18 protein-coding genes are annotated in these 23598 nt (G+C 70.5%); 13 read left to right on the top strand and 5 right to left on the bottom strand.

Annotated features, from left to right (window positions below; genetic code table 11):
- Positions 1 to 50: 50 nt before the first annotated feature.
- Positions 51 to 2933: a hypothetical protein gene (locus A4X17_RS07165; RefSeq protein ID WP_064294985.1), complete on the bottom strand. Its 2883-nt coding sequence runs from the start codon at positions 2931 to 2933 to the stop codon at positions 51 to 53.
- Entirely contained in the window at positions 2930 to 4819 is a 1890-nt protein-coding gene (locus A4X17_RS07160) for an HSP90 family protein (RefSeq protein ID WP_064294984.1), read from the bottom strand. Before A4X17_RS07160 ends, A4X17_RS07165 begins: the two co-directional genes overlap by 4 nt.
- Before the next feature lie 329 nt (positions 4820 to 5148).
- Between A4X17_RS07160 and A4X17_RS07155 the strand changes: the two genes are divergently transcribed.
- Positions 5149 to 6390 (top strand): multidrug effflux MFS transporter, encoded by a 1242-nt coding sequence (locus tag A4X17_RS07155; protein WP_231884319.1) that lies wholly within the window; start codon positions 5149 to 5151, stop codon positions 6388 to 6390.
- Positions 6391 to 6607: 217 nt separating this feature from the next.
- On the opposite strand, the gene A4X17_RS07150 is transcribed toward A4X17_RS07155, so the two are convergent.
- The gene (locus A4X17_RS07150; RefSeq protein WP_064294983.1) at positions 6608 to 7036 is read right to left on the bottom strand and encodes a YchJ family protein; all 429 of its coding nucleotides are present in this window, start codon (positions 7034 to 7036) and stop codon (positions 6608 to 6610) included.
- A 162-nt stretch (positions 7037 to 7198) separates the two neighbouring features.
- Here A4X17_RS07150 and A4X17_RS07145 point away from each other — a divergent pair, with 162 nt between their 5' ends.
- From A4X17_RS07145 to A4X17_RS07100, 10 genes are all read left to right on the top strand, one after another.
- Positions 7199 to 7984 carry a phosphatase PAP2 family protein gene (locus A4X17_RS07145; protein WP_231884318.1) on the top strand — a complete coding sequence of 262 codons (786 nt, stop codon included), beginning with the start codon at positions 7199 to 7201 and terminating at the stop codon, positions 7982 to 7984.
- 261 nt (positions 7985 to 8245) lie between these two features.
- Positions 8246 to 9298: a LacI family DNA-binding transcriptional regulator gene (locus A4X17_RS07140; protein ID WP_064294982.1), complete on the top strand. Its 1053-nt coding sequence runs from the start codon at positions 8246 to 8248 to the stop codon at positions 9296 to 9298.
- Between the two features lie 43 nt (positions 9299 to 9341).
- Positions 9342 to 10394, top strand: coding sequence for a LacI family DNA-binding transcriptional regulator (locus A4X17_RS07135; protein WP_064294981.1), 1053 nt, complete (start codon positions 9342 to 9344; stop codon positions 10392 to 10394).
- A 92-nt stretch (positions 10395 to 10486) separates the two neighbouring features.
- Positions 10487 to 11995: an alpha-N-arabinofuranosidase gene (locus A4X17_RS07130; RefSeq protein WP_064294980.1), complete on the top strand. Its 1509-nt coding sequence runs from the start codon at positions 10487 to 10489 to the stop codon at positions 11993 to 11995.
- A 202-nt stretch (positions 11996 to 12197) separates the two neighbouring features.
- Positions 12198 to 12791: a TetR/AcrR family transcriptional regulator gene (locus A4X17_RS07125; RefSeq protein WP_064294979.1), complete on the top strand. Its 594-nt coding sequence runs from the start codon at positions 12198 to 12200 to the stop codon at positions 12789 to 12791.
- 304 nt (positions 12792 to 13095) lie between these two features.
- Complete coding sequence (locus A4X17_RS07120; RefSeq protein WP_064294978.1) at positions 13096 to 14457, top strand: MFS transporter; 1362 nt, start codon at positions 13096 to 13098, stop codon at positions 14455 to 14457.
- A gap of 88 nt (positions 14458 to 14545) precedes the next feature.
- A complete protein-coding gene (locus A4X17_RS07115; RefSeq protein WP_064295020.1) occupies positions 14546 to 15388 on the top strand; it encodes a sugar phosphate isomerase/epimerase in 843 nt (280 codons plus the stop codon).
- Entirely contained in the window at positions 15388 to 16548 is a 1161-nt protein-coding gene (locus A4X17_RS07110) for a Gfo/Idh/MocA family protein (protein ID WP_064294977.1), read from the top strand. Before A4X17_RS07115 ends, A4X17_RS07110 begins: the two co-directional genes overlap by 1 nt.
- Before the next feature lie 106 nt (positions 16549 to 16654).
- On the top strand, positions 16655 to 18166 hold the full coding sequence (locus A4X17_RS07105) for a cryptochrome/photolyase family protein (protein WP_064294976.1): 1512 nt from the start codon (positions 16655 to 16657) through the stop codon (positions 18164 to 18166).
- Between the two features lie 67 nt (positions 18167 to 18233).
- A complete protein-coding gene (locus A4X17_RS07100; RefSeq protein ID WP_064294975.1) occupies positions 18234 to 20237 on the top strand; it encodes a helicase HerA-like domain-containing protein in 2004 nt (667 codons plus the stop codon).
- Positions 20238 to 20478: 241 nt separating this feature from the next.
- On the opposite strand, the gene A4X17_RS07095 is transcribed toward A4X17_RS07100, so the two are convergent.
- Complete coding sequence (locus A4X17_RS07095; RefSeq protein WP_197479033.1) at positions 20479 to 21354, bottom strand: aminoglycoside phosphotransferase family protein; 876 nt, start codon at positions 21352 to 21354, stop codon at positions 20479 to 20481.
- Between the two features lie 139 nt (positions 21355 to 21493).
- Here A4X17_RS07095 and A4X17_RS07090 point away from each other — a divergent pair, with 139 nt between their 5' ends.
- A complete protein-coding gene (locus A4X17_RS07090) occupies positions 21494 to 22096 on the top strand; it encodes an N-acetyltransferase (protein ID WP_064294974.1) in 603 nt (200 codons plus the stop codon).
- Between the two features lie 88 nt (positions 22097 to 22184).
- On the opposite strand, the gene A4X17_RS07085 is transcribed toward A4X17_RS07090, so the two are convergent.
- Positions 22185 to 22718 (bottom strand): hypothetical protein, encoded by a 534-nt coding sequence (locus tag A4X17_RS07085; RefSeq protein WP_139205296.1) that lies wholly within the window; start codon positions 22716 to 22718, stop codon positions 22185 to 22187.
- 179 nt (positions 22719 to 22897) lie between these two features.
- On the opposite strand from A4X17_RS07085, the gene A4X17_RS07080 reads away from it, so the two are divergent.
- Positions 22898 to 23566 carry a GntR family transcriptional regulator gene (locus A4X17_RS07080; RefSeq protein WP_064294972.1) on the top strand — a complete coding sequence of 223 codons (669 nt, stop codon included), beginning with the start codon at positions 22898 to 22900 and terminating at the stop codon, positions 23564 to 23566.
- Positions 23567 to 23598: the final 32 nt, after the last annotated feature.

Here is a 23598-nt window from a genome sequence, read left to right as displayed (position 1 = left end):
GTCCGAAGACCGTCCTCGCGGTGCCGTCGGCGCGCTGAGGACGGTCCCGATCACTCCTCGATCTCGGCCCGGAGCAGTGCCGCATCGGTGTGCTGCTCCAATCGCGCGTACGCGTCCGCGAGCTCGGCCGTGACCGTCGTCCAGTCGGGCGAGCCGGCAGGAAGGCGTCCGCGAGCCGACCGGAACAGGTCGACGGCACCGGCGTGGTCGTCGACGGCGACCCGCGACCTCGCCGCGAACACCTCGGCCACCGCCGCGCCGTTCTCGTCGCCGGCGGCCACGAACCCCGCAGCGGCGAGCCGAGCCGTCGCCGTCGCTTCGTCGGCACGTCCGAGCGCACCGAGCGAGCGTGCCTCCGAATCGGTGATGTCGGCCACGAGCCACGCCGCCTCGTGCGCCGAGGCGATGTCACGAGCCTCCGAGTAGAGCGGCAGCCCGGTGTCGTCGCCGAAGGCCGCCCGTGCGCTCGCCGCACGCTGGAGTGCCTGGACGAGGAGCTGCGGGTCGCCCAGACGGCGAGCGGCGGCGAGTGCCTGGTCGATGACCTCGATCGCGTCGTCGTCCTCGAACTGGACGAGGAGCGTGCTCAACCCGAAGCCGGTGCGGATGACCACCTGGTCGTTCCCCACGGACGCGGCGTCGTCGATCGCGGCGCGCCACACGCCGTACGCCATGCCGTGTTCGCCGATCATGCGCGCGGCCTCGCCCATGTTGGCGAGCAGGTCGGCGAGCTCACCCGGCGCGGCGTGCTCGCGCTTCGCCTGGTAGACCTCGTCGTAGTGCTCGAGCGCCGTGGCGGCATCGCCCGCGAACTGGAGGTACCGCGCGAGTTGGAGCGTGAGCGAGTCGAGGTCGGCGTACTCCGCCCGCTTCGCGTGGGTGATCGCCAGCTGCATGCGGGCCGCGGCCTCGCGATCCCGGTCGGCGTCGCTCAGGAGGGCCGCGGAGAGAGTGCATGCCTGGATGATGCCGAGCCGGTTGCCGAGGAGGGTCTGGAGCGCGACGAGCTCGTCGGCGAGCGCGACCCCCTCGGCGAAGGCCCCTGCCCCGCCGAGCATCCGGGTGCGGAGCGTCAATGCCGGGAGGCGGACCGACGCCCGCTGCCCGGGCTCGAGGAGCGGGTCGAGGAGCTCTGCCGCCTCCTCGATCCGGCCGGTCACGGCGAAGAGGTGCGCGTGCAGGAGGCGGGCCGGTGGGCCTGCCTCGCCCGGATCGTCGACCGCGGCGGCGAGCACGGCCTCACCCGCGAGTCGGTCGGCGATCCCCATGAACCGTTCCGCGGACTCCTGCTCGGTCTGCGCTCCCGCCAGCTCGAACGCATGGCGTGCGGTGACGACGAGCGTGTGGATGAGCCGGTCCGCGTCGACGGGGACGAGACGCGCGTCGTCGAGCTCGGCGAGCAGAAGGGTGAGCCGGTCCTCGGTCGCCGTGCCGAGGAGGGCCACGCCGAAGCGGGCCTCGACGTCGGCGACCGCGATGCGTCCGGCCGCGCGGAGCGCCGTACCGCGGTCGGCCCAGGCCGTCGCAGCGCGGTCGTCGTCACCCTCGATGACCGCTGCCTGCGCGATCGCACCGAGGAGCCCGGCGCGGAGGTTCTCGTCGGGATCCGCGGCGTCCGCGAGGAGCGCGAGGCCCTGCTCGGCGGCGACGATCGCACCGCGTGGGTCGGCGCTCTGCAGGAGTGCGGAGGTCCGTTCACGCCACTCGGCGGCCGTGGTAGCCGGTTCCGGTTCGGCGACCGGGGCTGCGAACCCCTCGACCGACAGCGGGAGGTCCCAGTGTTCGGTCGCGAGTGCCCGCGCGGCCTCGAGTCGCTCGGTACGGAAGCCGTTGCCGTTGCGTTCGTCGAAGGCACGGGTCAGGTGCTCGGCGGCCGCCCAGGCGCGCGCCGCGACCGCGGTGACGGTCCAGTCGGCGGCGTCGGTCGACTCGGTGCCGAGGTACCGGACGAGGTCCGGGGCGTCGGCGCCGCGGACGGGCAGATCGCCGTGACCGGCTCGGGCGACGGCATCCAGCAGGACGCCGACCGCGATGAGCCCGTCGGCGTGCCCGGACAGGTTGATGGGATCGTTGACGAGGGTCGGCAGGTGGCGTTCGAGCATCGCCAGGCCGCGCGCCTCGTTGCCCGTGACGGCGCAGAACACGAGGTGGTCGGCGATGATGCCGAATCCGTCGGCGTTGGAACGGGCGACCCGGTAGCTGCGCTGGTGCGCCGCCTTGGCGTCGTCGAACCGGCCGGCGCGGAGGTAGGGGAGGAGCGCCTGTGCCTCGCTCGTCTCCGGTTCCTCGCCACAGCTCATGCGGTTCTCGAACATCTCGTCGTAGATCCGGATCGCGTCGTCGTCGTGCCCGCGGAGCTGGTGGAACCAGGCGTCCTCATTGCGCACGCACGCTTCGCAGTGGCTGTACCGGTCGTCCTCGATGGTCGAGCGGCGTTCCAGGAACGCGGCGGCCTCGTCGAGGCGACCGGTCACCGTCGCGATGTGGAACTGCGACTGCACCACGCCGCTCATCGTGGCGCCCGCTGCCGCGTACCGCGCGCGCATGTCCTCGTGCATGGCCTCGATCTGCGCGAGCGAGAAGGTCGGGTTCGTCGACAGCCGGCCGGCCATCCACTTGTACTGGAACAGCAGGTCGCAGCCGTCGACCGTGATCGGGAAGCGCTCCGGGTCTGCATCGTGCTTGCCGACGCACCAGCCGAAAGAGCTGAACATGGCGTCGGTGTCGCCCGTCATGTGCGCCGACTGGGTCAACCGCATGCGGGTCGCGTACGCGGCCTCCTCGTCGCCGGCGGCCTCGGCTCGCCGGAGCGCCTCGTCGAGCAGGGCTCGCTCGGCGGGACCACACGGCAGGGTGTCGGCCTCCTCGAGGAGGTCCTGGACGCTCGCGTCGGGATCGATGTCGTTCACGGGGGTGGCGGTGGTGTCGGTCATCGGAGTTCCTTGTCGTCGAGACCGACACTGAGGCCGATCAGGTCGGTCATGGCTGCGTCGAGCATGCGGCGGTCGCGTGCTTCGAGGGGGCGGTGCCCGGCGAGGAGCGCCTGGACGTAGAGCAGTTGGATGCTGCGCTCGAACACGAGGTCGTCGTCGAGGGTCGCCAAGCGGCGGACGAGCGCCGCGTTCCAGTTGAGGCAGAGCCGGGCGGCGGTGTCGGCCTCAGCACCTCCCGGGCCGGCGTCGGCGAGGAAGGAGTCGACGGCCCCGACGACCTGCGACCAGATACCCGGCGCGACCGAGGCGGCCCGGTGCCGCTCGAGCCGTCGGAGCACGGACGGGTCGGCGACGTACAGCGCGGCGAGGTCGTCCGGCCGGTACCGGCGAACCGAGACCCGGCACTCCACCTCGGCGAGCACACGACTGGCGCGGTCCTCGAGTGCCGTCGTCGCGGCGAGGTCGTCCAGGTGGGGCGGCTCGAGGTTGTCGAGCTCGTCGGCCACCGTCACCCGTTCGACCCGCACGCCGTCGATCAGGTGGGGCAGCCGTTCCAGGATCTCCTGGTCGTACACGTACCCGCCGTTGACGATCGGTGAGGCCGGGTCGACGACCGCGGCGATCTGACGGAACTCGTCGCGGGACGCCGTGTACCGGATGACGCCGGTCTGCGACAGATGTTCGTCGATGGTCGTCGTGCCGGCGGAGGTCTCGATCGGGAGCCACCGGACCACGGCGCTCGCGAGGTCGTCGTCGTGCGCGGCGATCGCCTTGATGCCGAGCTGGTGGACGCCGATGAACTCCTGGAGTCGGTGCGGCCGTTGACGGGCGAGGTCGAGGATCCACCGTCGCAGGGCTGCACCGATGGCCTCGCGGGTGAACTCCAGCGCGTCGTCCTGCACGAGCTGCTCGCGCGACGCCGTCGGGCGGAGCCCCGTCGTGTCGACGATGCAGCGGACGAAGAACGCCCACTCGGGCAGCAGGTCGTCGATCTGTTCGCTCAGCAGCATGCCGCCGAGGTAGACGCGGCTCGCCTGCCGGGCGCCCGGCGGAGGCGGCGAGGGGAGGACGAAGGCGGTGCCCCGGGTGCCGGTGCCGGGCACCACGATCTCGACGGCGTCGAACGGGCGCGTCCCGAGCAGGTCCTCCCCGAACGCCAGGAGCGCTTCGCGAGTCGTCGCCTCAGCCGTCCGGAACACCGGGTCGACGTTGATGCGCACCGGGTGGTCGGGGGCGGAGGGATCGACCACCTCGACGTCGAGGTCGAGGAAGCGTCCGAACGTCGTGGCGAGGCCGAGCACCGAACCGTGTCCGAGCAGACTGCCGTCGTGCAGCGGACCGTCGATGCGTGGATCGAGGACGACCTCGGAGCCGATCGGCATGGCGGCGGTCGTGGCGTCGTCCAGTTCTCGGATCGTGAACGTGCCGTCGGCGTCGCCGATCCATTCGATGGCCGGACCGCCACGAGCCGATCGGCTGCGGACGGTGATGGTGTCGGCGACCATGAAGCAGCTCAGCAGACCGATGCCGAACCGCCCGAGGTAGTCGCCGCGCTGGAGTTCGTCGAGGTCGCCGCGCTTGGAGCTGCGGCCGACCGTCGCCAGCAGCTCGGCGGCCTCGTCACGGGTGAGCCCGACACCGTCGTCGCGGAACCGGAACGGCGAGCCCGCCTCCGAGCCGGACGGCTGCACGTGCGGGGTGATGAGGAGTCTGCCGAAAGGTGCCGTCGGGTCCTCGGCGCGACGGGCTGCGACGGCGTCGCGTCCGTTCTGCAGGAGCTCGCGGAGGTAGACGCGCGGTCCCGAGTAGATGTGGCGGCTGAGCAGGTCGACGACTCCGCGGAGGTCGACCTGGAACGGCAGCGGGGCTCGGGAGTGGTCTGGCATGGCTCTCTTCCGTCGGCGGCTACGGGGCCTGCATCGGGCGTCTGTGCGGGGTGGATCGGGCTTCAGGCAGGCGGACCGCGACCGGTTCGTCTGCAGCCGGATCAGCCTAGCGAACGTCGTGAAACGGATGCTGGGCGGTCGCCTGGGAGTCGGTGAGACGACCCTGCTCCCCAGGGCCTGTGGAGCGAGGTCGACGCCGATCGGTCGTCCTGGGGTGTCGCGAAAACGCATCCCCGGCTGCTAGCCTTGACGCCTCTTCTCGAATCGATTCGACATCGATTCGGACCACCCCTCCACCCCCCCGCACCTCGCTAGGAATCCGTTCACCAGTGCACACCGCAGGAATCACCGTCGTCCACCCCGGCGACTCGCTCTCGGGCAGGCAGCGCCTCGTCTACATCCTCGTGCTCGGCGCGCTCACCGCACTCGGGCCGTTCACCATCGACCTCTACCTGCCGGCGTTCCCGATCCTCGAACAGGACCTCGACGTCCCGGTCAGCCTCATCCAGCTCACCCTCACCGGGACCACGATCGGCTTCGCGGTGGGCCAGCTCTTCATGGGGCCCTGGAGCGACAAGGTCGGCAGGCGTCTCCCGCTCATCCTCGCGACGAGCATCCACATCGCGGCCTCGGTGGGCGCCGCATTCGCGCCCGACATCGGATGGCTCATGGTGTTCCGCGTGCTGCAGGGCGCCGGTGCGGCGGCCGGTGGTGTGGTCGCGATGGCGATGGTCCGCGACCTCTTCGGCGGGAAGCCGCTCGTGCGGATGCTGTCGCGACTCGCACTCGTGAACGGGCTCGCGCCGATCGCCGCCCCCGTGATCGGGTCGCAGCTCCTCCTCGTCCTCGACTGGCGCGGACTCTTCGTGTTCCTGGCCGCCTACGGACTGTTCGTCGTCATCGCGGTGTCGCTCTGGATCGTCGAGACCCTGCCTCCGGCGCGGCGTCGCGACGCCGGCCACAGCACCGTCCGCGACCGCTACCGCTCGGTGTTCAGCGACCGCGTGTTCGTCGGTGTCGCCCTCATCGGCGGCATGAGCTTCTCGGGCCTGTTCGCCTACCTCTCGAGCTCGTCGTTCCTCTTCCAGGAGGTCTACGACTTCGACGCGCAGGAGTACGGTCTCCTGTTCGCGGTGAACTCGCTCGGCATCGTCGCCGGGGTGCAGATCTCGTCGCGCCTCATGCGCTGGTACGGGCCGCAGTGGATCCTCGCGTGCACGACCATCGTGCAGCTCATCTCGGCGGTCACGATCGTCGCGCTGACGATGGCGGACGTCGGGCTGTTCGGTGTGCTGGTGCCGCTGTTCTTCTTCATCCTGTCGTGCGGCTTCGGCTTCCCGGCGGTGCAGGTGCTCGCACTCGCGAACCACGGGCACGAGGCCGGGACGGCGGCGTCGCTCCTCGGGGCGCTCAACTTCGGTCTCGCGGGGCTCATCTCGCCGATCGTCGGTGTGCTCGGGATCGGTACCGCGATCCCCATGGGTGCCGTGATGGCCGCGACCTCGGTCGTGTCGGTGTGTGCGCTCTGGTTCATCGTGCAGCCGAAGAAGGTCCCGGCCCTCGCCGGCTGACCTGGTGGGCTGCGCCAGCGCGGTGCGCTGACGTGAGCGCGGGCCTGTGGCGTGAGCGCGGGTCTCCGGAGCGGCGCGCTCACGGCTGCGACCCGCGGTCGCGCCGGTTCGGGCTCGCTCACGTGGCCGCACCGCGCTGACGCCGGTCCCGGGCGGTTCGGGCCGGCGCACCGCGCTGACGCCGGCATCGGGGCCGGATCGGTCGGGCGGGTCCCGGTCAGACTGAGGGGTCCACGCCGTCGACGTACGTCCACGCGCCGGTGTCCTTCGAGAACCGACTCCGTTCGTGCTGGCTCCCCGCGGAGCCCCGCACGCCGGGAACCTTGTGGTGCGCGACGAACTCGACCATCCCCTCGGTGTCGAGCACCCCACCTCGGGACGTCGCGACGATGTCGAGCCGGTACCAGCGGAGCGAGTCGTCCAACTCGAGCGATGCCGGCTTGGTCGACGGATGCCACGTGCGCAACAGGTACTCCGGGTCGCCGACCGCGAAGGCCGAGAACCGTGACCGCATGAGCGCCTCCGCGGTCGCCGCCGCCGACTCGCCTCGGTGCAGGCGGCCGCAGCAAACGCCGTACGTCTCACCGGACAGGCAGGGGCACCGTGCGTCGTCGGCGAGGGCAGCGGTTCGGGCGTCGGTCGTCACTGCTCCAGTATCGCCCGCCAGGCTCGCGGGTCGTGCTCGCCGGACGTCGGTTGTCACTGCCCATCGGCACGCGTCCGGTGGCGCATCGGCGCGGCGATCAGCACGACATCCTCTCGGCGCAAGCCCGCGCGTGAGACATGCCCGACACGGCATGATGGGACGATGACGGCACCCGACGACCACGACGATCCCGCAGCTGCACCGGCTCCCGAGGTGCACGAGGCGGTCTCGCCAGCCCTCGACGAGTCGGGTTCGCTCGCGATGGATCCGGACCCGGCGTCGATCCGGCCTGATCCGAAGCTCGCCGCGAAGGTCTCCCGGCGGTGGCCGTTGATCAGCGGCGCGATCGCCGTGGTCCTCGTCCTCCTGCTCGGCGTACTGCTCTTCCAGCGCGGTCCGAACGCCCCGTTCGGGTTCGACGAGGAGTGGATGCAGGAGGTCCTCGAGGAGCGTTCGCCGTGGCTCGTCCAGGCTGCGCTCGTCATGAACTGGCTCGGAGGCGGGGTCGTCGCGATCTTCGTCGTGCCGCTGCTCGGGATCGCCGTCCTGCTGCTGTTGCGCCGTCCATGGGCCGCCCTGTACTTCGCGCTGGTCTCCGCCTTGAGCGCCGGAGCAGTGCAGATCATCAAGAACATCGTCGGTCGGTCACGGCCCGAGGACATCCTCGTCCACGCCGACTTCGGTTCGTTCCCCTCCGGGCACAGTGCGAACGCGGCGACCATCGCCGTCGCGTTCGGGATCATCTTCCCGCGGGTCTGGGTGTGGTTGATCGGTGTCGCCTACACGCTGCTGATGATGCTGTCGCGGACCTATCTCGGTGCCCACTGGGTGAGCGACACGATCGGCGGGCTGCTGCTCGGTGCCGGTGTCGCGCTCATCATCGCCGTGCCGTTGCTGCACCGGATGTCGACCGAGCCGAAGAAACGTGTCCCGCTCACCGACGGCTGATTGAGTGGACGTCCGTCGCTCGTCGCTTGACGTCTAGCGCCCGTCGTTCGCGTGCTGCCGTGACGCCAGCGCGGTGCGCTGACCCCAGACCGCTCGGATCGGCGTGAGCGCGGGTCCACCGCCTGGGCGCGCCCCTCCGGAGGCCCGCGCTCACGCCACAGACCCGCGCTCGCGTCAGCGCACCGCGCTGGCGGCCCCACACCCCGTCCCGACGGAGCGGTAGTCTGCTGACAGCCGGGAGCCGGCCGGGGGAGGAGACGCGTGTCGATCACGATGCACGACGTCGCCGCACGAGCGGGCGTCTCGATCAAGACCGTCTCGAACGTCGTCAACGACTACCCGCACGTGAGCGACGCGACCCGCTCCAAGGTCGAGCGCGCGATCGCCGAACTCGGCTACCGCCCCAACCTCTCGGCCCGGAGCCTCCGCTCAGGCCGGTCCGGCGTGATCAGCCTCATCATCCCGGACCTCCGCAACGCCTACTTCGCGGAGCTCGCGGATGCGGTCATGCGTCAGGCTCGTGCGCGCGGGCTCTCCGTGCTCATCGAGCAGGTCGCCGGCGGTCGCGACGTCGAGCTCGAGATCCTCCGTGGGCCGCGCATGCAGCTGGTCGACGGCATCCTCTACAGCCCGCTCAGCCTCGACCGCGACGACAGTGCACTCCTCCCGGAGGGCCCTATGGTGATCCTCGGTGAGCAACTGTTCGACGGCGACCGCGACCACGTGACGATGGCCAACGTCGACGGCGCCCGCGCGGCGACCGAACACCTGCTCGCGCAGGGCAGACGCCGCATCGTCGCGCTCGGCACCGACCCGCACGACACCCTCGGGCCGGCCGCCCTCCGCCTCCAGGGGTATCGGGAGGCGCTCGAAGCCGCCGGTATCCCCGCCGATCCCGCCTACGTCAGCACGGTCGTCAGCTGGCACCGCAGCGACGGGGCGAACGCGATGCGCGAGGTCATCGCCGCAGGCCTGCCGTTCGACGGCGTCGTCGCCTTCAACGATGCGATGGCCCTCGGCGCCATGCGCGTCCTCCAGGACGCCGGTCTCCGCATCCCCGACGACGTCGCGATCATCGGCTTCGACGACCTGGACGAGACGCGTTACGCCCTCCCGACCCTGTCCACCGTCGACATCGGCCGCGAGGAGATCGCCGAGCGCGCCGTCGAGCTCCTCATCGAGCGGATCGCCGCGCCCGGGCAGCCGGAGGCACCGCGTGCGATCGTCAGTGGCTTCCGCGTCGTCCCGAGGGAGTCCACCGGTTCCGTCACCGCTCACGAGCCCGGATCCAGGGCCGCTCCTTCAACGTTGTAGAGTGCGTACAGGGCGGCCGGGCATGCCGCCGCCGAGGAGGATCATGGCGACCACCCTGCACGACGTGGCGAAGCTCGCCGGGGTGTCCGCCAAGACCGTCTCGAACGTCGTCAACGACTACCCCCACATCAAGCAGGCGACCAAGGAGCGGGTGCTCGCCGCGATCGCCGAGCTCGGCTACCGGCCCAACCTCTCCGCACGCGGGCTCCGCTCCGGCCGGTCCGGCGTCATCAGCCTGATCATCCCCGACCTCCGGAACTCCTACTTCGCCGAACTCGCCGACGCCGTCATGCACGCCGCCGACCAGCTCGGCCTGTCGGTGCTGATCGAGCTCAGCGGCGGCGACCGGGCACGCGAGGCAGAGCTCCTGCGCGGTGCGCGACTCCGTGCGGTCGACGGTGTCCTCTACAGCGCGCTCCACCTCGGCGACGAGGATCTCGCCGTCGTGGAGGAGGTCGCCATCCCGATGGTGCTCCTCGGTGAGCGCATGTTCAATGCGCCGAACGACCACGTGACGATGCGCAACACCGAGGGAGCGCGAGCCGCAACGGAGCATCTGATCGGGCTCGGTCGGACACGGATCGTCGCCTTCGGAGCGCACCGCGCCGACATCGTCGGTTCGGCCAGTCTGCGTCTCGCCGGGTATCGAGCGGCGCTGGAGGCTGCCGGCATGGTGTTCGATCCGGCGCTCGTCCGGGAGGTCCCGGTCTGGGGTCGCTTCGACGGAGCGCTCGCGATGCGCGCGATGCTCGACGAGGGTGTCACGTTCGACGGCATCGTCGCGTTCAACGACGCCCTGGCGCTCGGAGCCATGCGCGTCCTGAGTGAACGAGGCGTCGCCATGCCCGACGAGGTCGCGGTCATCGGCTTCGACGACATCGACGAGGGTCGGTACTCCCTGCCGTCGCTGTCGACGATCGCACCTGGGCGGGAGCAGATCGCCCTGACCGCCGTGTCGCTGCTCGTCGAGCGGATCGCCGGGGGTGTCGACGACGTGCCACCCCGTCGGGTCTACGCGGACTTCGAATTGGTACGACGTGAGTCGACCACGCCCTCGTCCGTCAGAGCTGAATCCCCATCTCCGAACGTGTCTTGACAGCTGTCGATCGGCACACGAGACTGTTTCTACAACGTTTACCTTCAACGTTGTAGAAGTCTGGACGACGACGTCCCCGGAGAGGATCACGCATGACCACCGCACGCATCGCCATCGACCCGAACGTCACGGTCGCCCCCGTCAACCGCCGGATCTTCGGCTCGTTCGTAGAACACCTGGGCCGCTGCGTCTACGACGGCATCTACGAGCCCGGCCACCCCACCGCCGATGCCGACGGCTTCCGCGGCGATGTGGTGGACCTCGTCACGGAGCTCGGCACGAGCACCATCCGCTACCCCGGCGGCAACTTCGTCTCCGGCTACCGCTGGGAGGACGGCGTCGGGCCGCGCGAGCACCGCCCCGTGCGCCGCGACCTGGCCTGGCACTCGCTCGAGACCAATCAGGTCGGCGTCGACGAGTTCGCCAAGTGGTGCAAGCTCACCGGCAGCGAGATGATGATGGCCGTCAACCTCGGTACGCGCGGGGTGCTCGAAGCGCTCGACCTCCTCGAGTACACGAACCACCCGAGCGGCACGGCGCTGTCCGACCAGCGGATCGCGAACGGCGCACCCGAGCCCTACGGCATCAGCATGTGGTGTCTCGGCAACGAGATGGACGGGCCGTGGCAGGTCGGCGCGATGTCGGCCGACGACTACGGCAAGCTGGCCGCCCGGACCGCGTCGGCGATGAAGATGGTCGACCCGAAGCTCGAACTCGTCGTCTGCGGTTCGTCGAGCTCCTCGATGCCGACCTTCGGCGACTGGGAGCGCACGGTCCTCGAGCACAGCTTCGACTCGGTGGACTACATCTCCTGTCACGCGTACTACCAGGAGCGCGACGGCGACCTCGGGTCGTTCCTCGCGTCGTCCCTCAACATGGAGTACTTCATCCGGACGGTCGTCGCGGCCGCCGATCACGTGCAGCACAAGCGTCACTCCGACAAGCAGATCCAGCTCTCGTTCGACGAGTGGAACGTCTGGTACCTCGACGAGTGGAACGCGATCGAGGGCACGATCGAGGAGTGGGCCTACGCGCCCCGCCTCATCGAGGACGTCTACTCGGTCGCCGACGCGGTCGTGTTCGGCAACCTGCTGATGACGCTCCTCAAGCACAGCGACCGCGTCGGGTCGGCGAGCCTCGCGCAGCTCGTGAACGTCATCGCCCCGATCATGACCGAGCCGGGTGGCGGAGCCTGGCGACAGACGACGTTCTTCCCGTTCTCGGTCACCAGCCGACTCGCGTCGGGTGTCGTGCTCTCGCCGCGCATCGAGGTCGGCAGCTATGCCACGAAGGTCCACGGCGACGCACCGCTCGTCGACTCGGTCGCGACCTACGACGCCGAGGCCGGGACCGCGGCCGTGTTCCTCGTGAACCGTCATCAGGACGAGGCCATCACGGTGACCGTCGACGTCTCGGCGCTCGGCGTCGGTTCGATCGTCGAGGCGAACGGCATCCACGACGAGGACGTCTACGCGAAGAACACGATCGACGACCGCGAGCGCGTCGGCCTCGTCGCGAACGAGAGCGCGTCGCTCGCCGACGGCACCCTGACGATCACGCTCCCGCCCGTGTCGTGGACGGCGGTCGCAATCGGCGCCTGAGTCGGGAAGCGGGCTGCGGGCCCCGGTCTGCGAGTCAGTGGTTTCGACGTTCGCAACTCAGGACGATCACGGCGGGTCTGCCGCGCTCGCGGCGATCGCGGGGCGGCGCGCCGGACCCGTCCTGCGTTGTGGACGTGTCGACGTCGACGGCGGGTGGGGAATCCCTCCTGCCGCCGTCGTCGCGCGGCCCTACAATCGGCACATGACGGCACGGGGCTCCTACGCGAAGGGCGTCGCGCGTCGGGAGGAGATCCTGCGCGTCGCGCTCGCGGTGTTCGCGCGCGAGGGGTACCGCGGCACGTCGCTCCGCGAGGTCGCGCGTGAGGTCGGCGTCAGCCTGCCGGGGCTCATGCACTACTTCGAATCCAAGGAGCACCTGTTCGCGGCGATCCTGCGGGAGCGCGACGCCGTCGACTACGAGGAGTTCGCCGCGGCCGGGTCGCAGGACGCGATCGAGGGTCTGGTCGCGGTCATGCGCCACAACAGCGATGTCCCGGGTCTCGTCGAGCTGTACCTGACCATGGCGGCCGCCGCCGGTGATGCGGAGCACCCGGTGCGCGGGTTCTTCGTCGATCACGTCACAGCGGTGCGTCGGAGCATCGCCGACGTCGTCCGGGATCGCCAGGCCTCCGGGCGGGTCGCCGCGGGCCTCGACCCTGATCACGTGGCGCGTGTCATGGTCGCCCTCGCCGACGGTCTGCAGGTGCAGTGGACGCTCGACCCCTCCATCGACATGGCCGGTGACCTCGAGCGCGCTTGGGCTCTCCTCGTCGGTGACGCCGGCGCGGTGCGCTGACCCGAGCGCGGGTCTGTGGGGCCCGGCGCGGTGCGGTGACGCGAGTGCTGCGTAATCGGCGTGGGCGCGCCCCGGGCGCGTGAGCGCGACCCTCCGGAGACCCGCGCTCACGCGGCTGGGCCGCGCTCGCGTCAGCGCACCGCGCCGGCAGCAGCAACACCGACGGGATTCTTGAAAACCTATTGACCACTCGGGTTTCGCGCCTATACTCAAAGCCGTGCAGTGATCGGTTTCCTGATCCTGCCAGGACAGCACCACCCGCGGGCCAGAGCCGGTCCGCAGCTCAGCGTTGAGAGGAACTCGGATGTCCAACCCACCCCGCCGCCCCAAACCCACCGGCCAGCGTGCTTCGAGCGGCCCCTACGTCAGCCTCGTCACCGGCCCGTCGGGGCCAACGGAACGGGCGTCGAAACGGGTCGTCACCACGATGGCGCTCGCCCAATTCGGTCTGTTCGTGGCCTTGCTCGCCCCGGTCACCGTCAGCCTCGCCCTCAAGACGCAGCAGCTCGTCCCGGGGGATCAGGCGGCGGTCGTCAACGGCAACGTCCTCTCCATCGCCGCCCTGTTCGCCCTCGTCGCGAACCCGGTGATCGGCCGACTCTCCGACCTCACGCTCTCTCGCTTCGGTCGCCGTCGCCCGTGGATGTTCCTCGGCGCCATCGGCTTCGTCGCCTCGCTCACCATCGTCGCCCTCGCACCGAACGTCCCGGTCCTCATCGCCGGGTGGTGCCTCGCCCAGCTGACCGGCAACGCCATCCTCGGCCCGCTCCTCGCGACGATCGCCGACCAGGTCCCGCCGGAGCAGCGGGGGAGCGTCTCCGCGAACGTCGGAGTCATGCAGAACGTCGGCATCCTCGCGGCGGCGTTCGTGGCCAGCTGGTTCGTCACCGACATGCTGCTGCTCTTCGTCGCTCCGGCCGTCTTCGCGCTCATCACCGTGTGGCTGTACTGCTTCGTCCTGCCCGACCGCGCGATCACCACCCGTCCGGACGTCGGCGGGTGGAAGGGCCTGCTCTTCACCTTCTGGGTGAACCCGCTCAAGCACCCCGACTTCGGCTGGGTCTGGCTCTCGCGGTTCCTCCTGACGCTCGCCTCGTTCCTCTTCGTGGCGTTCCGCCTGTTCTTCCTGCAGGAGGAGGTCGGGCTGTCGCAGCAGGGCGCGGTCGACACCCTGACCATGGGTGTGCTGATCTACACGATCGCGCTCGTCATCACCGCGAAGCTCGGCGGCTGGCTGTCGGACCGGATGCTCAACCGCAAGGTGTTCGTCATCGGGTCGACGGCGGTGTTCGCGGTCGGACTCATCCTGCTCGCCCACACCACGACGGTGCCCATGTTCTACGTCGTCGAGGCGATCATGGGAGCGGCGTACGGCGTGTACGTCGCGGTCGACACCGCCCTCGTCGTGGACGTCCTGCCGAACCCCGACGACGCGGCGAAGGACCTCGGCGTCCTCAACATCGCGAACGCGCTGCCACAGTCGCTCGCCGGCGCGGTGGGCGCGTTCCTCCTCGGACTCGGCGCGGTCGGCAACAACTACACGGCCCTGTTCTGGGGCGCCGGGGTCATCGCCGTGCTCGGCGCGCTGACGATCCTGCCGGTCCGACACCGCATGACCCGAAACGCCGACGGGACCATCACCGGATCGATCGCGACCCGTGGGTGAACCAGGTCACAGCCTCTCGCACCCCGATCACCAACTCCACTCCACCACCAGCGATGCCAACGACGGCGTCAGAACGGACGACAACACCATGACCGCACCAGCGCTCTCCGTGCAGCTCTACAGCATCAAGGAGCACCTCGACCAGGGCCTCGACGACGCCCTCGCCCGGCTCGCCGGCATGGGCCTGCACGAGGTCGAGGCGTTCGACTTCGTCTCCCGTGCGCCCGAACTCCGTGAGGCCTTCGACCGCCACGGTCTCGCCGCCCGCACCGGGCACGCGACCCTCCTCTCCGACGAGATCCGCTTCGGCGACCAGGTCATGCCGGTCGCCTCACAGGAGGACGTCTTCGCCGCCGCGACCACACTCGGCCTCGAGATCGTCATCGACTCCTTCGTGAGCCCCGACCGCTGGCTCGACGAAGCCGCCGTCGCCGACACGGCGTCCCGCCTGAACGCCGCAGCGGAGCGCGCCGCCGACCACGGTCTCCGCGTCGGCTACCACAACCACTCCCAGGAGTTCGTCGCATCGTTCGGCGGACGCAGCGCGTTCGAGGTCTTCGCCGATCAGCTGCGTGACGACGTCGCGCTCGAGGTCGACCTGTTCTGGGCGGCGACCGCCGGTCAGGACGTCCCCGCGCTGCTCGGCCGCCTCGGCGACCGCGTGCAGGCGCTCCACATCAAGGACGGCCTGCTGCCCGCCGACCCGTTCGCACCGGGCGCCGCACCCTTCGTGCCGACGAGTCTCGACCAGCGACCGTTCGGGCAGGGCGAGGTCCCGCTGCGCGAGTCCATCGCAGCGGCCCCTTCGGCACGCTTCGCGATCATCGAGTTCGACCACTACGGTGCCGGCGACATCTTCGACGGCATCCAGGCGAGCGTCGACGCGCTCGTCGCCGAGCAGCTCGTCTCGACCGAAGCGGTGGTCCGCTGATGGCCGCGGCAGCGCAGGGCACGGCGCGCGCACCGCAGGGCAGTGGCCCGGTCGGTGTCGGGTTCATCGGCACCGGCATGATCAGCGACACCTACCTCGAGCACCTGACCTCGTTCCCCGACGTCCGCGTCGTGATCCTCGGCGACCTCGACGTCGACCGCGCGAAGGCCCAGGCCGAGAAGTGGGGCGTCGGCGAGTGGGGGACCGCCGACGACGTCCTCGCGCACCCGGACGTCGAGCTCGTCGTGAACCTCACGATCCCCGCCGTCCACGCGCAGGTCGCGTCACAGGTGCTCGCCGCCGGGAAGCACGTGTGGACGGAGAAGCCGATCAGCGTCGACCGTGCGAGCGGGCTCGCGCTCCTCGAGCAGGCCGACGCCGCAGGACTCCTCGTCGGCATCGCGCCGGACACGGTGCTCGGCCCGGGCGTCCAGTCCGCGCGTCGCGCCATCGCCCGCGGCGACATCGGTCAGCCGCTCACCGCCCAGACCGTCATGCAGTACGCCGGGCCGGACATCTTCCACCCGAACCCGGAGTTCCTGTTCGCGAAGGGTGGCGGGCCGCTCTTCGACATGGGGCCGTACTACCTCACGACGCTCGTGCAGGTGTTCGGTTCGGTCGCCTCGGTGTCGGCGGCCGGCTCCCGCGGGCGTGCGACGCGGACGATCCAGCAGGGCGACCGCGTCGGCACCGAGTTCGCCGTCGAGGTGCCGACGCACGTCAGCGCCATCGCCCGCTTCGTGGAAGGCGGCGTGAGCCAGAGCGTCTTCAGTTTCGAGTCACCGCTCGCGAAGATGGGCGTCGTCGAGATCACCGGCACCGAGGGGACGCTCGTGATCCCCGACCCGAACATGTTCACGGGCGAGGTGCGGATCACCCGCGCGGCGCCCATCGAGCGGATGCAGCAGGACCCGGAGTGGGAGGTCGTGCCGACCGAGGGTGTCCTCGCCGGCCGCGGGACCGGGGTCCTCGACCTCGCCCGGGCGATCCGTTCCGGCGGCACACCGCTCGCCTCGGGTGCCCTCGGTTACCACGTGCTCGACACGCTCGTCTCGATCGACGAGTCCGTGGTGTCCGGCCAGACCGTCGACGTGGCGAGCCGGGTCGCGCCGGTCCCGCTCGTCGCCGAGGACTGGGACCCGTTCGCCGCCACGCTCTGAGCCCTGTGGGCCGGGCAGCGCACCGCCGAACCGAACCGAGCAGCATCATCGGACCAAGCTGAGCAAGCCCCCGCTGGTGTCCGTCGCCCCCACGTACGCTGAGGCGATGGACACCACCGGTCGGCGCGCCGCCGAGCACGACGCTGATGCGACTCCTCGTCGGCGATGGATCCTCACCGGCCAGCTCGGTCCGGCGTTCGACGACGGCGGACCGATCCTGCTCATCGAATCGACGTCCACCTTCGCGAAGCGACCGATGCACCGGGCGAAGGCGCACCTCTTCCTCTCGGCCATCCGACATCGTGCGGCGGAACTCGGCGACCGGGCGGAGTTCCACCAGGTCGACCGCTACGAGGAGGTCGTCGAGGTCGGCGCCGACCTCGAGGTGATCGACCCGCCCTCGTGGACGGCTCGGCGCTTCGTCCGTGAGCGCGGCCTCCGGGTGCTCCCGAGCCGCGGCTTCGTGACCTCGGAGCCGGACTTCGCGGCCTGGGCGTCGACGCGGGACGGCAAGCGGCTCCTCCTGGAGGACTTCTACCGCACGGTGCGGGAGCGGACCGGGATCCTCATGCGCGGCGACCAGCCGGAGGGCGGCCGCTGGAACTACGACCACGACAACCGCAACCCGCCGCCGAAGGGAGCCGCCCGGCTCGGTCTGCCCGAGCCGCTCTGGCCTGACGAGGACGACATCGACGCGCAGGTCCGGGAGGACCTCGACCGGTGGCAGCGCGACGGACTGGTGCAGCTGGTCGGCGACGACGGGCCCCGGCGCTTCGCGGCCACGGCGGCCGAGGCGGAGGCGGCGCTGGCGGACTTCATCGAGACCAGGCTCGGCGACTTCGGCCCGTTCGAGGACGCCATGCTCGGCGGCGACTGGACGATGGCGCACTCCCTGCTGAGCGCGCCGCTCAACCTCGGCCTGCTCGACCCGCGCGACGCCGTCGAGACCGTGGTCGCCGAGTACCACGCCGGTCGCGCACCACTGTCGAGCGTCGAGGGCTTCACCCGCCAGATCATCGGCTGGCGGGACTACGTCTGGCATCTCTACTGGCACCTCGGTGAGCCGTACCGGACGAGTCACAACGCCCTCGGAGCACACGAGCCGCTCCCACGTCAGTTCCGCGAACTCGACGCCGCCGCCATCCGGTCCAACTGCCTCCGCGAGACGATCGACGGGATGCGTCGCCACGGTTGGGCGCATCACATCCAGCGGCTCATGGTGCTCGGCAACTGGGCCATGCAGCACGGGTACGACCCGGTCGCACTCAACGACTGGTTCATCGACATGTTCGTCGACGGCACCCCCTGGGTGATGCCCGCGAACGTCATCGGCATGTCGCAGCACGCGGACGGCGGCATCGTCGCGACGAAGCCCTACGCCTCGGGCGGTGCGTACATCGACAAGATGTCCGACTACTGCGGTGGGTGCGTCTTCGATCCCAAGGTGCGGCTGGGCGAGGACGCCTGCCCCTTCACCGCCGGATACTGGGCCTTCCTCGACCGCGTGGAACCGCGCATCCGGCACAACACCCGTATGGCGCAACCGCTGGCCGGGATGCGCCGACTGTCCGACCTGCGCGCCGTCGTCGACCAGGAGCGCACCCGCGAACAATGGTGATCGGAGCAGTCGTCCAGCCCTCGCGCGACCCCTCGACCGGTGGGGGACGCGTCGATAGGCTCGGCACATGACGCCCAGTGATGCAGCATCCGACCCGCAGATCGCCGCACTCCAGGCTGCCGCCGCCCAAGCCCAGGCCGAGCTCGAAGCCGCCCAGGCGCAGGCGGCGCTCGCCGCAGCGAAGGTGAAGGCGGCCGAAGCGGCAGCGGCGCTCGCCGGGGCCGGGATCACCGCGTCGGGCGGGGCCACAGTGGCTGCGGGCTCCGGTTCCGCGAGTGATGCGGCGGCCGCCGAGGCCCCAGCCGATGTCCGGGCGGACGTTCCGACCGACGACGCGGTCGGTGCCGACGCCAGCAGCACCGCCCCCGGCAGCAGCGGCGACAGTGCCAGCAGTACCGACGACCTCAGCGTCGACACCATCGGCCCGGGCCCGCTCGGCCTCGACGACGTGCTGAAGATCCGCGACGGCTACGTCGTGCACGGCCCGGCGCTCGAGATGGGTGCCCTGGTCAACGGGGAACCGGTGCCCGGCGTGCAGGTCCGCATCCCGCTCAGCGTCATGAACCGGCACGGGCTCGTCGCGGGCGCCACCGGAACCGGGAAGACCCGCACGCTCCAGGGCCTCGTCGAGCAGCTCTCGGCGGCCGGTGTCCCCGTGTTCGCCGCGGACATCAAGGGCGACCTCTCGGGCATCGCGACCCCGGGGGAGTCGAACGAGAAGCTCCTCGACCGCACCCGCGGCATCGGCCAGGACTGGACACCGGCCGCCACCCCGACGGAGTACTTCGCGCTCGGCGGCGTCGGCAAGGGTGTCCCGATCCGTGCCACCATCGCCGCCTTCGGCCCGTTGCTGCTGAGCAAGGTCCTCGGCCTCAACGCCACGCAGGAGTCCAGCCTCGGTCTCGTCTTCCACTACGCCGATCAAGCGGGTCTGCCACTCCTCGACCTGAGCGACCTGCGCGCGGTCCTCACCTACCTCGCGAGCGACGACGGCAAGGGCGAACTGCAGGAGCTCGGCGGGCTGTCGGGCGCCACCGTCGGGGTGATCCTGCGGGAGCTCATCACCTTCGCCGACCAGGGCGCCGAGGTCTTCTTCGGCGAACCCGAGATCGACACCGCCGACTTCATCCGCCTCGACCCGACCGGCAAGGGCATCGTCAGTCTGCTCGAGGTGCCGGGCGTCCAGAATCAGCCGGCCCTCTACTCGACGTTCCTCATGTGGTTGCTCGCCGACCTCTTCAACACCCTCCCCGAGGTGGGCGACCCCGAGAAGCCGAAGCTCGTGTTCTTCTTCGACGAGGCGCACCTGCTGTTCCGCGACGCGTCGAAGGACTTCCTCGCGCAGATCACGCAGACGGTCCGGCTCATCCGGTCCAAGGGGGTCGGCATCTTCTTCGTCACCCAGACGCCGAAGGACGTCCCGGGCGAGGTGCTCGCGCAGCTCGGTTCGCGCGTGCAGCACGCCCTCCGTGCCTTCACCCCCGACGACGCGAAAGCACTCAAGGCGACCGTGTCGACCTACCCGACCTCCGGCTACGAGCTCGGCGAGGTCCTCACCTCCCTCGGCACGGGTGAGGCGGTCGTCACCGTGATGAACGAGAAGGGGGCGCCGTCGCCGGTCGCGTGGACGAGACTGCGGGCACCGCAGGGACTCATGTCGCCGAGTCCCGACGCCGCGATCGACGCGGCGATCGCGGCCTCGCCGCTGCTCGCGCGGTACGGGACGCCTGTCGATCGTGAGTCGGCGAGGGAGATCCTGACCGCGAAGCTCGAGGAGGCGAACCAGGCCGCGCTCGCCGCCGAGGCCGAACTCGAGCGGCAGCGCATCGCGGCGGAACTCGCGAAGCAGCAGGCCGCCGCCGACAAGGCGCAGGCCGCGGCGCAGAAGAAGGCCGACGCCGAGTACGAACGGTTGCTCCGGAAGACCGCCGGCACGACCCGCCGGACGTCGACGAGGTCGTCGTCGACGTCCTCGAAGAGTCCGCTCGAGGAGATCCTCGGGTCGAAGGCGACGCGGTCGATCCTCACCGGTGTCGTCGAGGGCATCTTCGGGACGCGCCGCCGCCGCTGAGCTGCTGCTCCGTCTCTTCATCGGCGCCCAGGTCTCTGAGCGACTTCCCTGTCCAAAGCGGTGTCTCGCTCCGGGAAGGGCGTCCCTGTCCGGAGCGGTGTCTTGGTATCGGATTGGAGTCCCGGCCCGGAGTGGTGTCCTGGTGCCGGAGCGGTGTCCTGGTCCTGCGAGCGGTGTCCTGGTCCCTGAGCGGTATCCCAGTTCCCGAGTGGTTTTCCGGTCCCTGAGCTTGTCGAAGGGCCTACCGGAGGCCGTCTTCGGCGAGGCGACCGAGCTCGACGGTGGCACGGGCGTCGTCGAGTAGCCCGTCCTGCAGCGACCACACGGCGGACAGCGCGGAGCGCGCGACCACCCACTCGAGGAGGACGGTTCGCGGCAGGCCGAGCGATCGACGCACGACGTCCACCCGCTCGGCGAACAGCCGTGGGTTCCGCGCCGTCGCTGGATCGGGGTTGCTGAACAGTGCGGTGGCGTCGAAGGCGCGGTGGCCCACGATGCCCTTGGGGTCGATCGCCCGCCAGTCGCCGGGTGCGAGCTCGAGCACGTTCATGTGGTGGAGGTCGCCGTGGAGCACGACGACGTCGGCAGGCGTCGTGGTGTCGAGCAGTCGACCGGCGAGCTCCCGCCCACGCTCGAGGAACGCCGCGCTCGCCGGATCGCCGAGGAGGGTGCCGAGGGTGGACGCGTCGTCGGCGAGCAGCTCGCGGAACCACCGGCGGAGCGTCGGGAGCTCGGCGATGACGCCACCGGCATCGATCTGCGCCGGGGTGGGGATCGCCGTGTGCAGGGTGTCGAGCACGGAGCACAGGATCGCGACGGCTCCGAGGTCGTCACCTGCGCGGGTCAGCGAGGCGAGATCTCGGCCGCCCGTCGCGCGTTCCAGGACGATCGCGTGGTCATCGCCCGCGAACACCGCCGCGCACCCAGAGCCCTCCCATGACGCGAGCAGCCGTCCGCCGAGCGCCTCTTCCTCGACGAGTGGCACCTTGAGCATCGCCGGTCGTCCGTGGTGCGTCACGGGGAGCAGCCGGCTCGACGGCGTCACGATGAGCTCGCCGTCGGGCACGAGCCGCCACTGCTCGACGGCCGCGTCGATGCTCCCTGGTCGCCATGTCACGGAACTCAGCCTAGGCAACCCGCTCGGACCGGTGCCTGGGTCGCGCCTCGGTCGGTCCCTGAGCTTGTCGAAGGGCTCACGGAGGAACGTCGCCCTTCGACAGGCTCAGGGAGCGGGGAACGCCGGTTAGGCTGGCGCGGTGACCGAGATCCGCGCATACCGCCCGTCCGACCGCGCCGCTGTGGCGGCGATCTGCACCCGAACGGGCGACTCGGGGGCGGACGCGACCGGGCAGTTCAGCACGGACGATCTCCTGCCCGACATCTACGCCTTGCCCTACGTCGAGCACGAGCCCGAGTTGGCGTTGCTCGTCGACGCCGGTGCGGGCCCGATCGGGTACATCCTGGGCACCGCGGACACGGCCGCCTTCGACCGCTGGTTCATCGAGCGCTGGTGGCCGACCGTCGAGGGGAAGTACGCGGAGGCTGCGGCCTCCGGTGACGCCTCGGAGGGTGAGCGCGGTATCGTCCGATCCGCGACGGACCGTGGCGGACTGGCCCCGGAGCTCCTCGTGCAGTACCCGGCCCATCTGCACATCGACCTGCTGCCGGTGACGCAGGGGATGGGTGTCGGCAGGCGGCTCATCGACGCGTTCTGCGGGCTCCTCGCAGCGCGCGGCGTCCCGGGCGTGCACCTCGGCGTCGGCGTCTCCAACACCGGGGCGCAGCAGTTCTACCAGCGGACGGGCTTCACCCGGGTCGACGGCGACCCCGGCGCCCACTGGTACGCGAAAGCGCTCTGACCCAGGCGGTCTTCAACCCGAGCCCGATCCCGCGTGGAGCGACGGTACCCTCGCGCTCCAGCGCGGTGGCCGGGGCAGGACGTCTCAGCTACAGGAGTTCGGCGCGCGCCCAGCGCAGGCGCTCAAGCGGGGTGAGCAGGTCGGGGTGGTCCTCGCGGAGGTCGTCGAGCGAGACCGGCTGGCGAGGTCGCTCCACCGGGCCGTCGTAGGCGGCGACGACGGCCGCGATGCTGTCCGTGCTCCATCGGTTGCTGCGCATGCGGAGGAGCGGTCGGTTCTCGGCGTCGCAGACGAAGAACTGCGAGCTCGCGTGCAGCCCCCGACCCCGGAACTCGAAGAGTAGGCTGCGGCCGATCGCCTCCCGCGGAACGAACCGCTGCCGTCCGACGATGGGCTGCTCGATGAATCCGTCACGACACACGACGATGCGTTGGCGTCGAGACAGGACGGCGACGCCGAGCAGCACGACCATGCCGAGGACGCCGAGCGTGATGACCCAGGTGCGTTCGACACTCGGGGTCGGGCCGACGAGCCAGAGTGAGACGCCCCAGACGGGCAGGACGACGATCGCGGCGCTCAGGACGGCGCTCCAGAGCACGCGGGGATGCGGTCTGACCGTCACCGGTTCTTCACCCCGTCGCACCACGCGCTCACCCCCGCCGACCATCGTGGCCTGCTTTGCATGGGTGGACAATCCGCCATCTGGGGGACAAGTAGGACGAATGCCCCATTCTTCGACGCGGTCCGCCCGGTTGCCCCGGCACACTTGACTTCTCGCTCCTGCGATGTGCAATATATTGCATGCCCGCTCCCGCTCAAGCCAACCCGCATCGCCGGGCGCTCCTCCGCGACGACGTCTACCAGTCGCTCCGCAACGCGATCGTCGACGGGACCTTCACCCCGGGCGAGAAGCTCGTCGACACCGAACTCGAACGGTGGCTCGGCGTCAGCCGCACGCCCATCCGCGAGGCCGTGCTGCGTCTCGCCCGAAGTGGGCTCGTCATCGCGAAACCGGGACGGTCGACGGTCGTCGCCCCACTCGACAGCCGGGCGACGTTGCAGGCCCAGGCGGTCGCCGCCGCCATGCACGAACTCGCCGTCCGCGAGGCGGTGCCGCACCTGAGCGCGGACGACCTCGACCGCATGCGGGCGGCGAACCGGGACTTCGCAGCCGCGCTGCAACGCGACGACGCCGACGCCGCGCTCGCAGCGGACGACGCCTTCCACGCCGTGGCCGTGGACGTCGCCGGGAATCCGTTCATCCGTGATGCGCTCGAGGCGGTCACCCCGCTGCTGCGGAGGATCGAACGGTTGCGGTTCTCCTCGGTCGCGGCACGCGGGTCGATCGCGCAGCACGACGCCGTCATCGAGCGCTGTGCGGAGGGGGACGTCGACGCGGCGGCCGCCCTTGTCCGAGGCAACTGGACGACCCTCGCCGACCTCGTCCTCGCCCACCTCGAGGACGACTGAGCCAGCCGCACCACCGAGACCCAGGAGCCACC

It is taken from the genome of Plantibacter sp. H53 (genome assembly GCF_001650455.1).
Taxonomy (GTDB): domain Bacteria; phylum Actinomycetota; class Actinomycetes; order Actinomycetales; family Microbacteriaceae; genus Plantibacter; species Plantibacter flavus_A.
The sequence above is the reverse complement of the archived record's forward strand: the minus strand, read 5'-3'. Positions and strand labels throughout refer to the sequence as shown.

What these genes read in the sequence shown, in the direction of transcription:
- A4X17_RS07115 (WP_064295020.1), top strand. Translation starts at nt 14,546, where the DNA reads ATGACCGCACCAGCGCTCTCCGTGCAGCTCTACAGCATCAAGGAGCAC.
- A4X17_RS07125 (WP_064294979.1), top strand. Translation starts at nt 12,198, where the DNA reads ATGACGGCACGGGGCTCCTACGCGAAGGGCGTCGCGCGTCGGGAGGAG.
- A4X17_RS07105 (WP_064294976.1), top strand. Translation starts at nt 16,655, where the DNA reads ATGGACACCACCGGTCGGCGCGCCGCCGAGCACGACGCTGATGCGACT.
- A4X17_RS07135 (WP_064294981.1), top strand. Translation starts at nt 9,342, where the DNA reads ATGGCGACCACCCTGCACGACGTGGCGAAGCTCGCCGGGGTGTCCGCC.
- A4X17_RS07165 (WP_064294985.1), bottom strand. Translation starts at nt 2,933, where the DNA reads ATGACCGACACCACCGCCACCCCCGTGAACGACATCGATCCCGACGCG.
- A4X17_RS07145 (WP_231884318.1), top strand. Translation starts at nt 7,199, where the DNA reads ATGACGGCACCCGACGACCACGACGATCCCGCAGCTGCACCGGCTCCC.
- A4X17_RS07130 (WP_064294980.1), top strand. Translation starts at nt 10,487, where the DNA reads ATGACCACCGCACGCATCGCCATCGACCCGAACGTCACGGTCGCCCCC.
- A4X17_RS07100 (WP_064294975.1), top strand. Translation starts at nt 18,234, where the DNA reads ATGACGCCCAGTGATGCAGCATCCGACCCGCAGATCGCCGCACTCCAG.
- A4X17_RS07080 (WP_064294972.1), top strand. Translation starts at nt 22,898, where the DNA reads ATGCCCGCTCCCGCTCAAGCCAACCCGCATCGCCGGGCGCTCCTCCGC.
- A4X17_RS07160 (WP_064294984.1), bottom strand. Translation starts at nt 4,819, where the DNA reads ATGCCAGACCACTCCCGAGCCCCGCTGCCGTTCCAGGTCGACCTCCGC.
- A4X17_RS07120 (WP_064294978.1), top strand. Translation starts at nt 13,096, where the DNA reads ATGTCCAACCCACCCCGCCGCCCCAAACCCACCGGCCAGCGTGCTTCG.
- A4X17_RS07110 (WP_064294977.1), top strand. Translation starts at nt 15,388, where the DNA reads ATGGCCGCGGCAGCGCAGGGCACGGCGCGCGCACCGCAGGGCAGTGGC.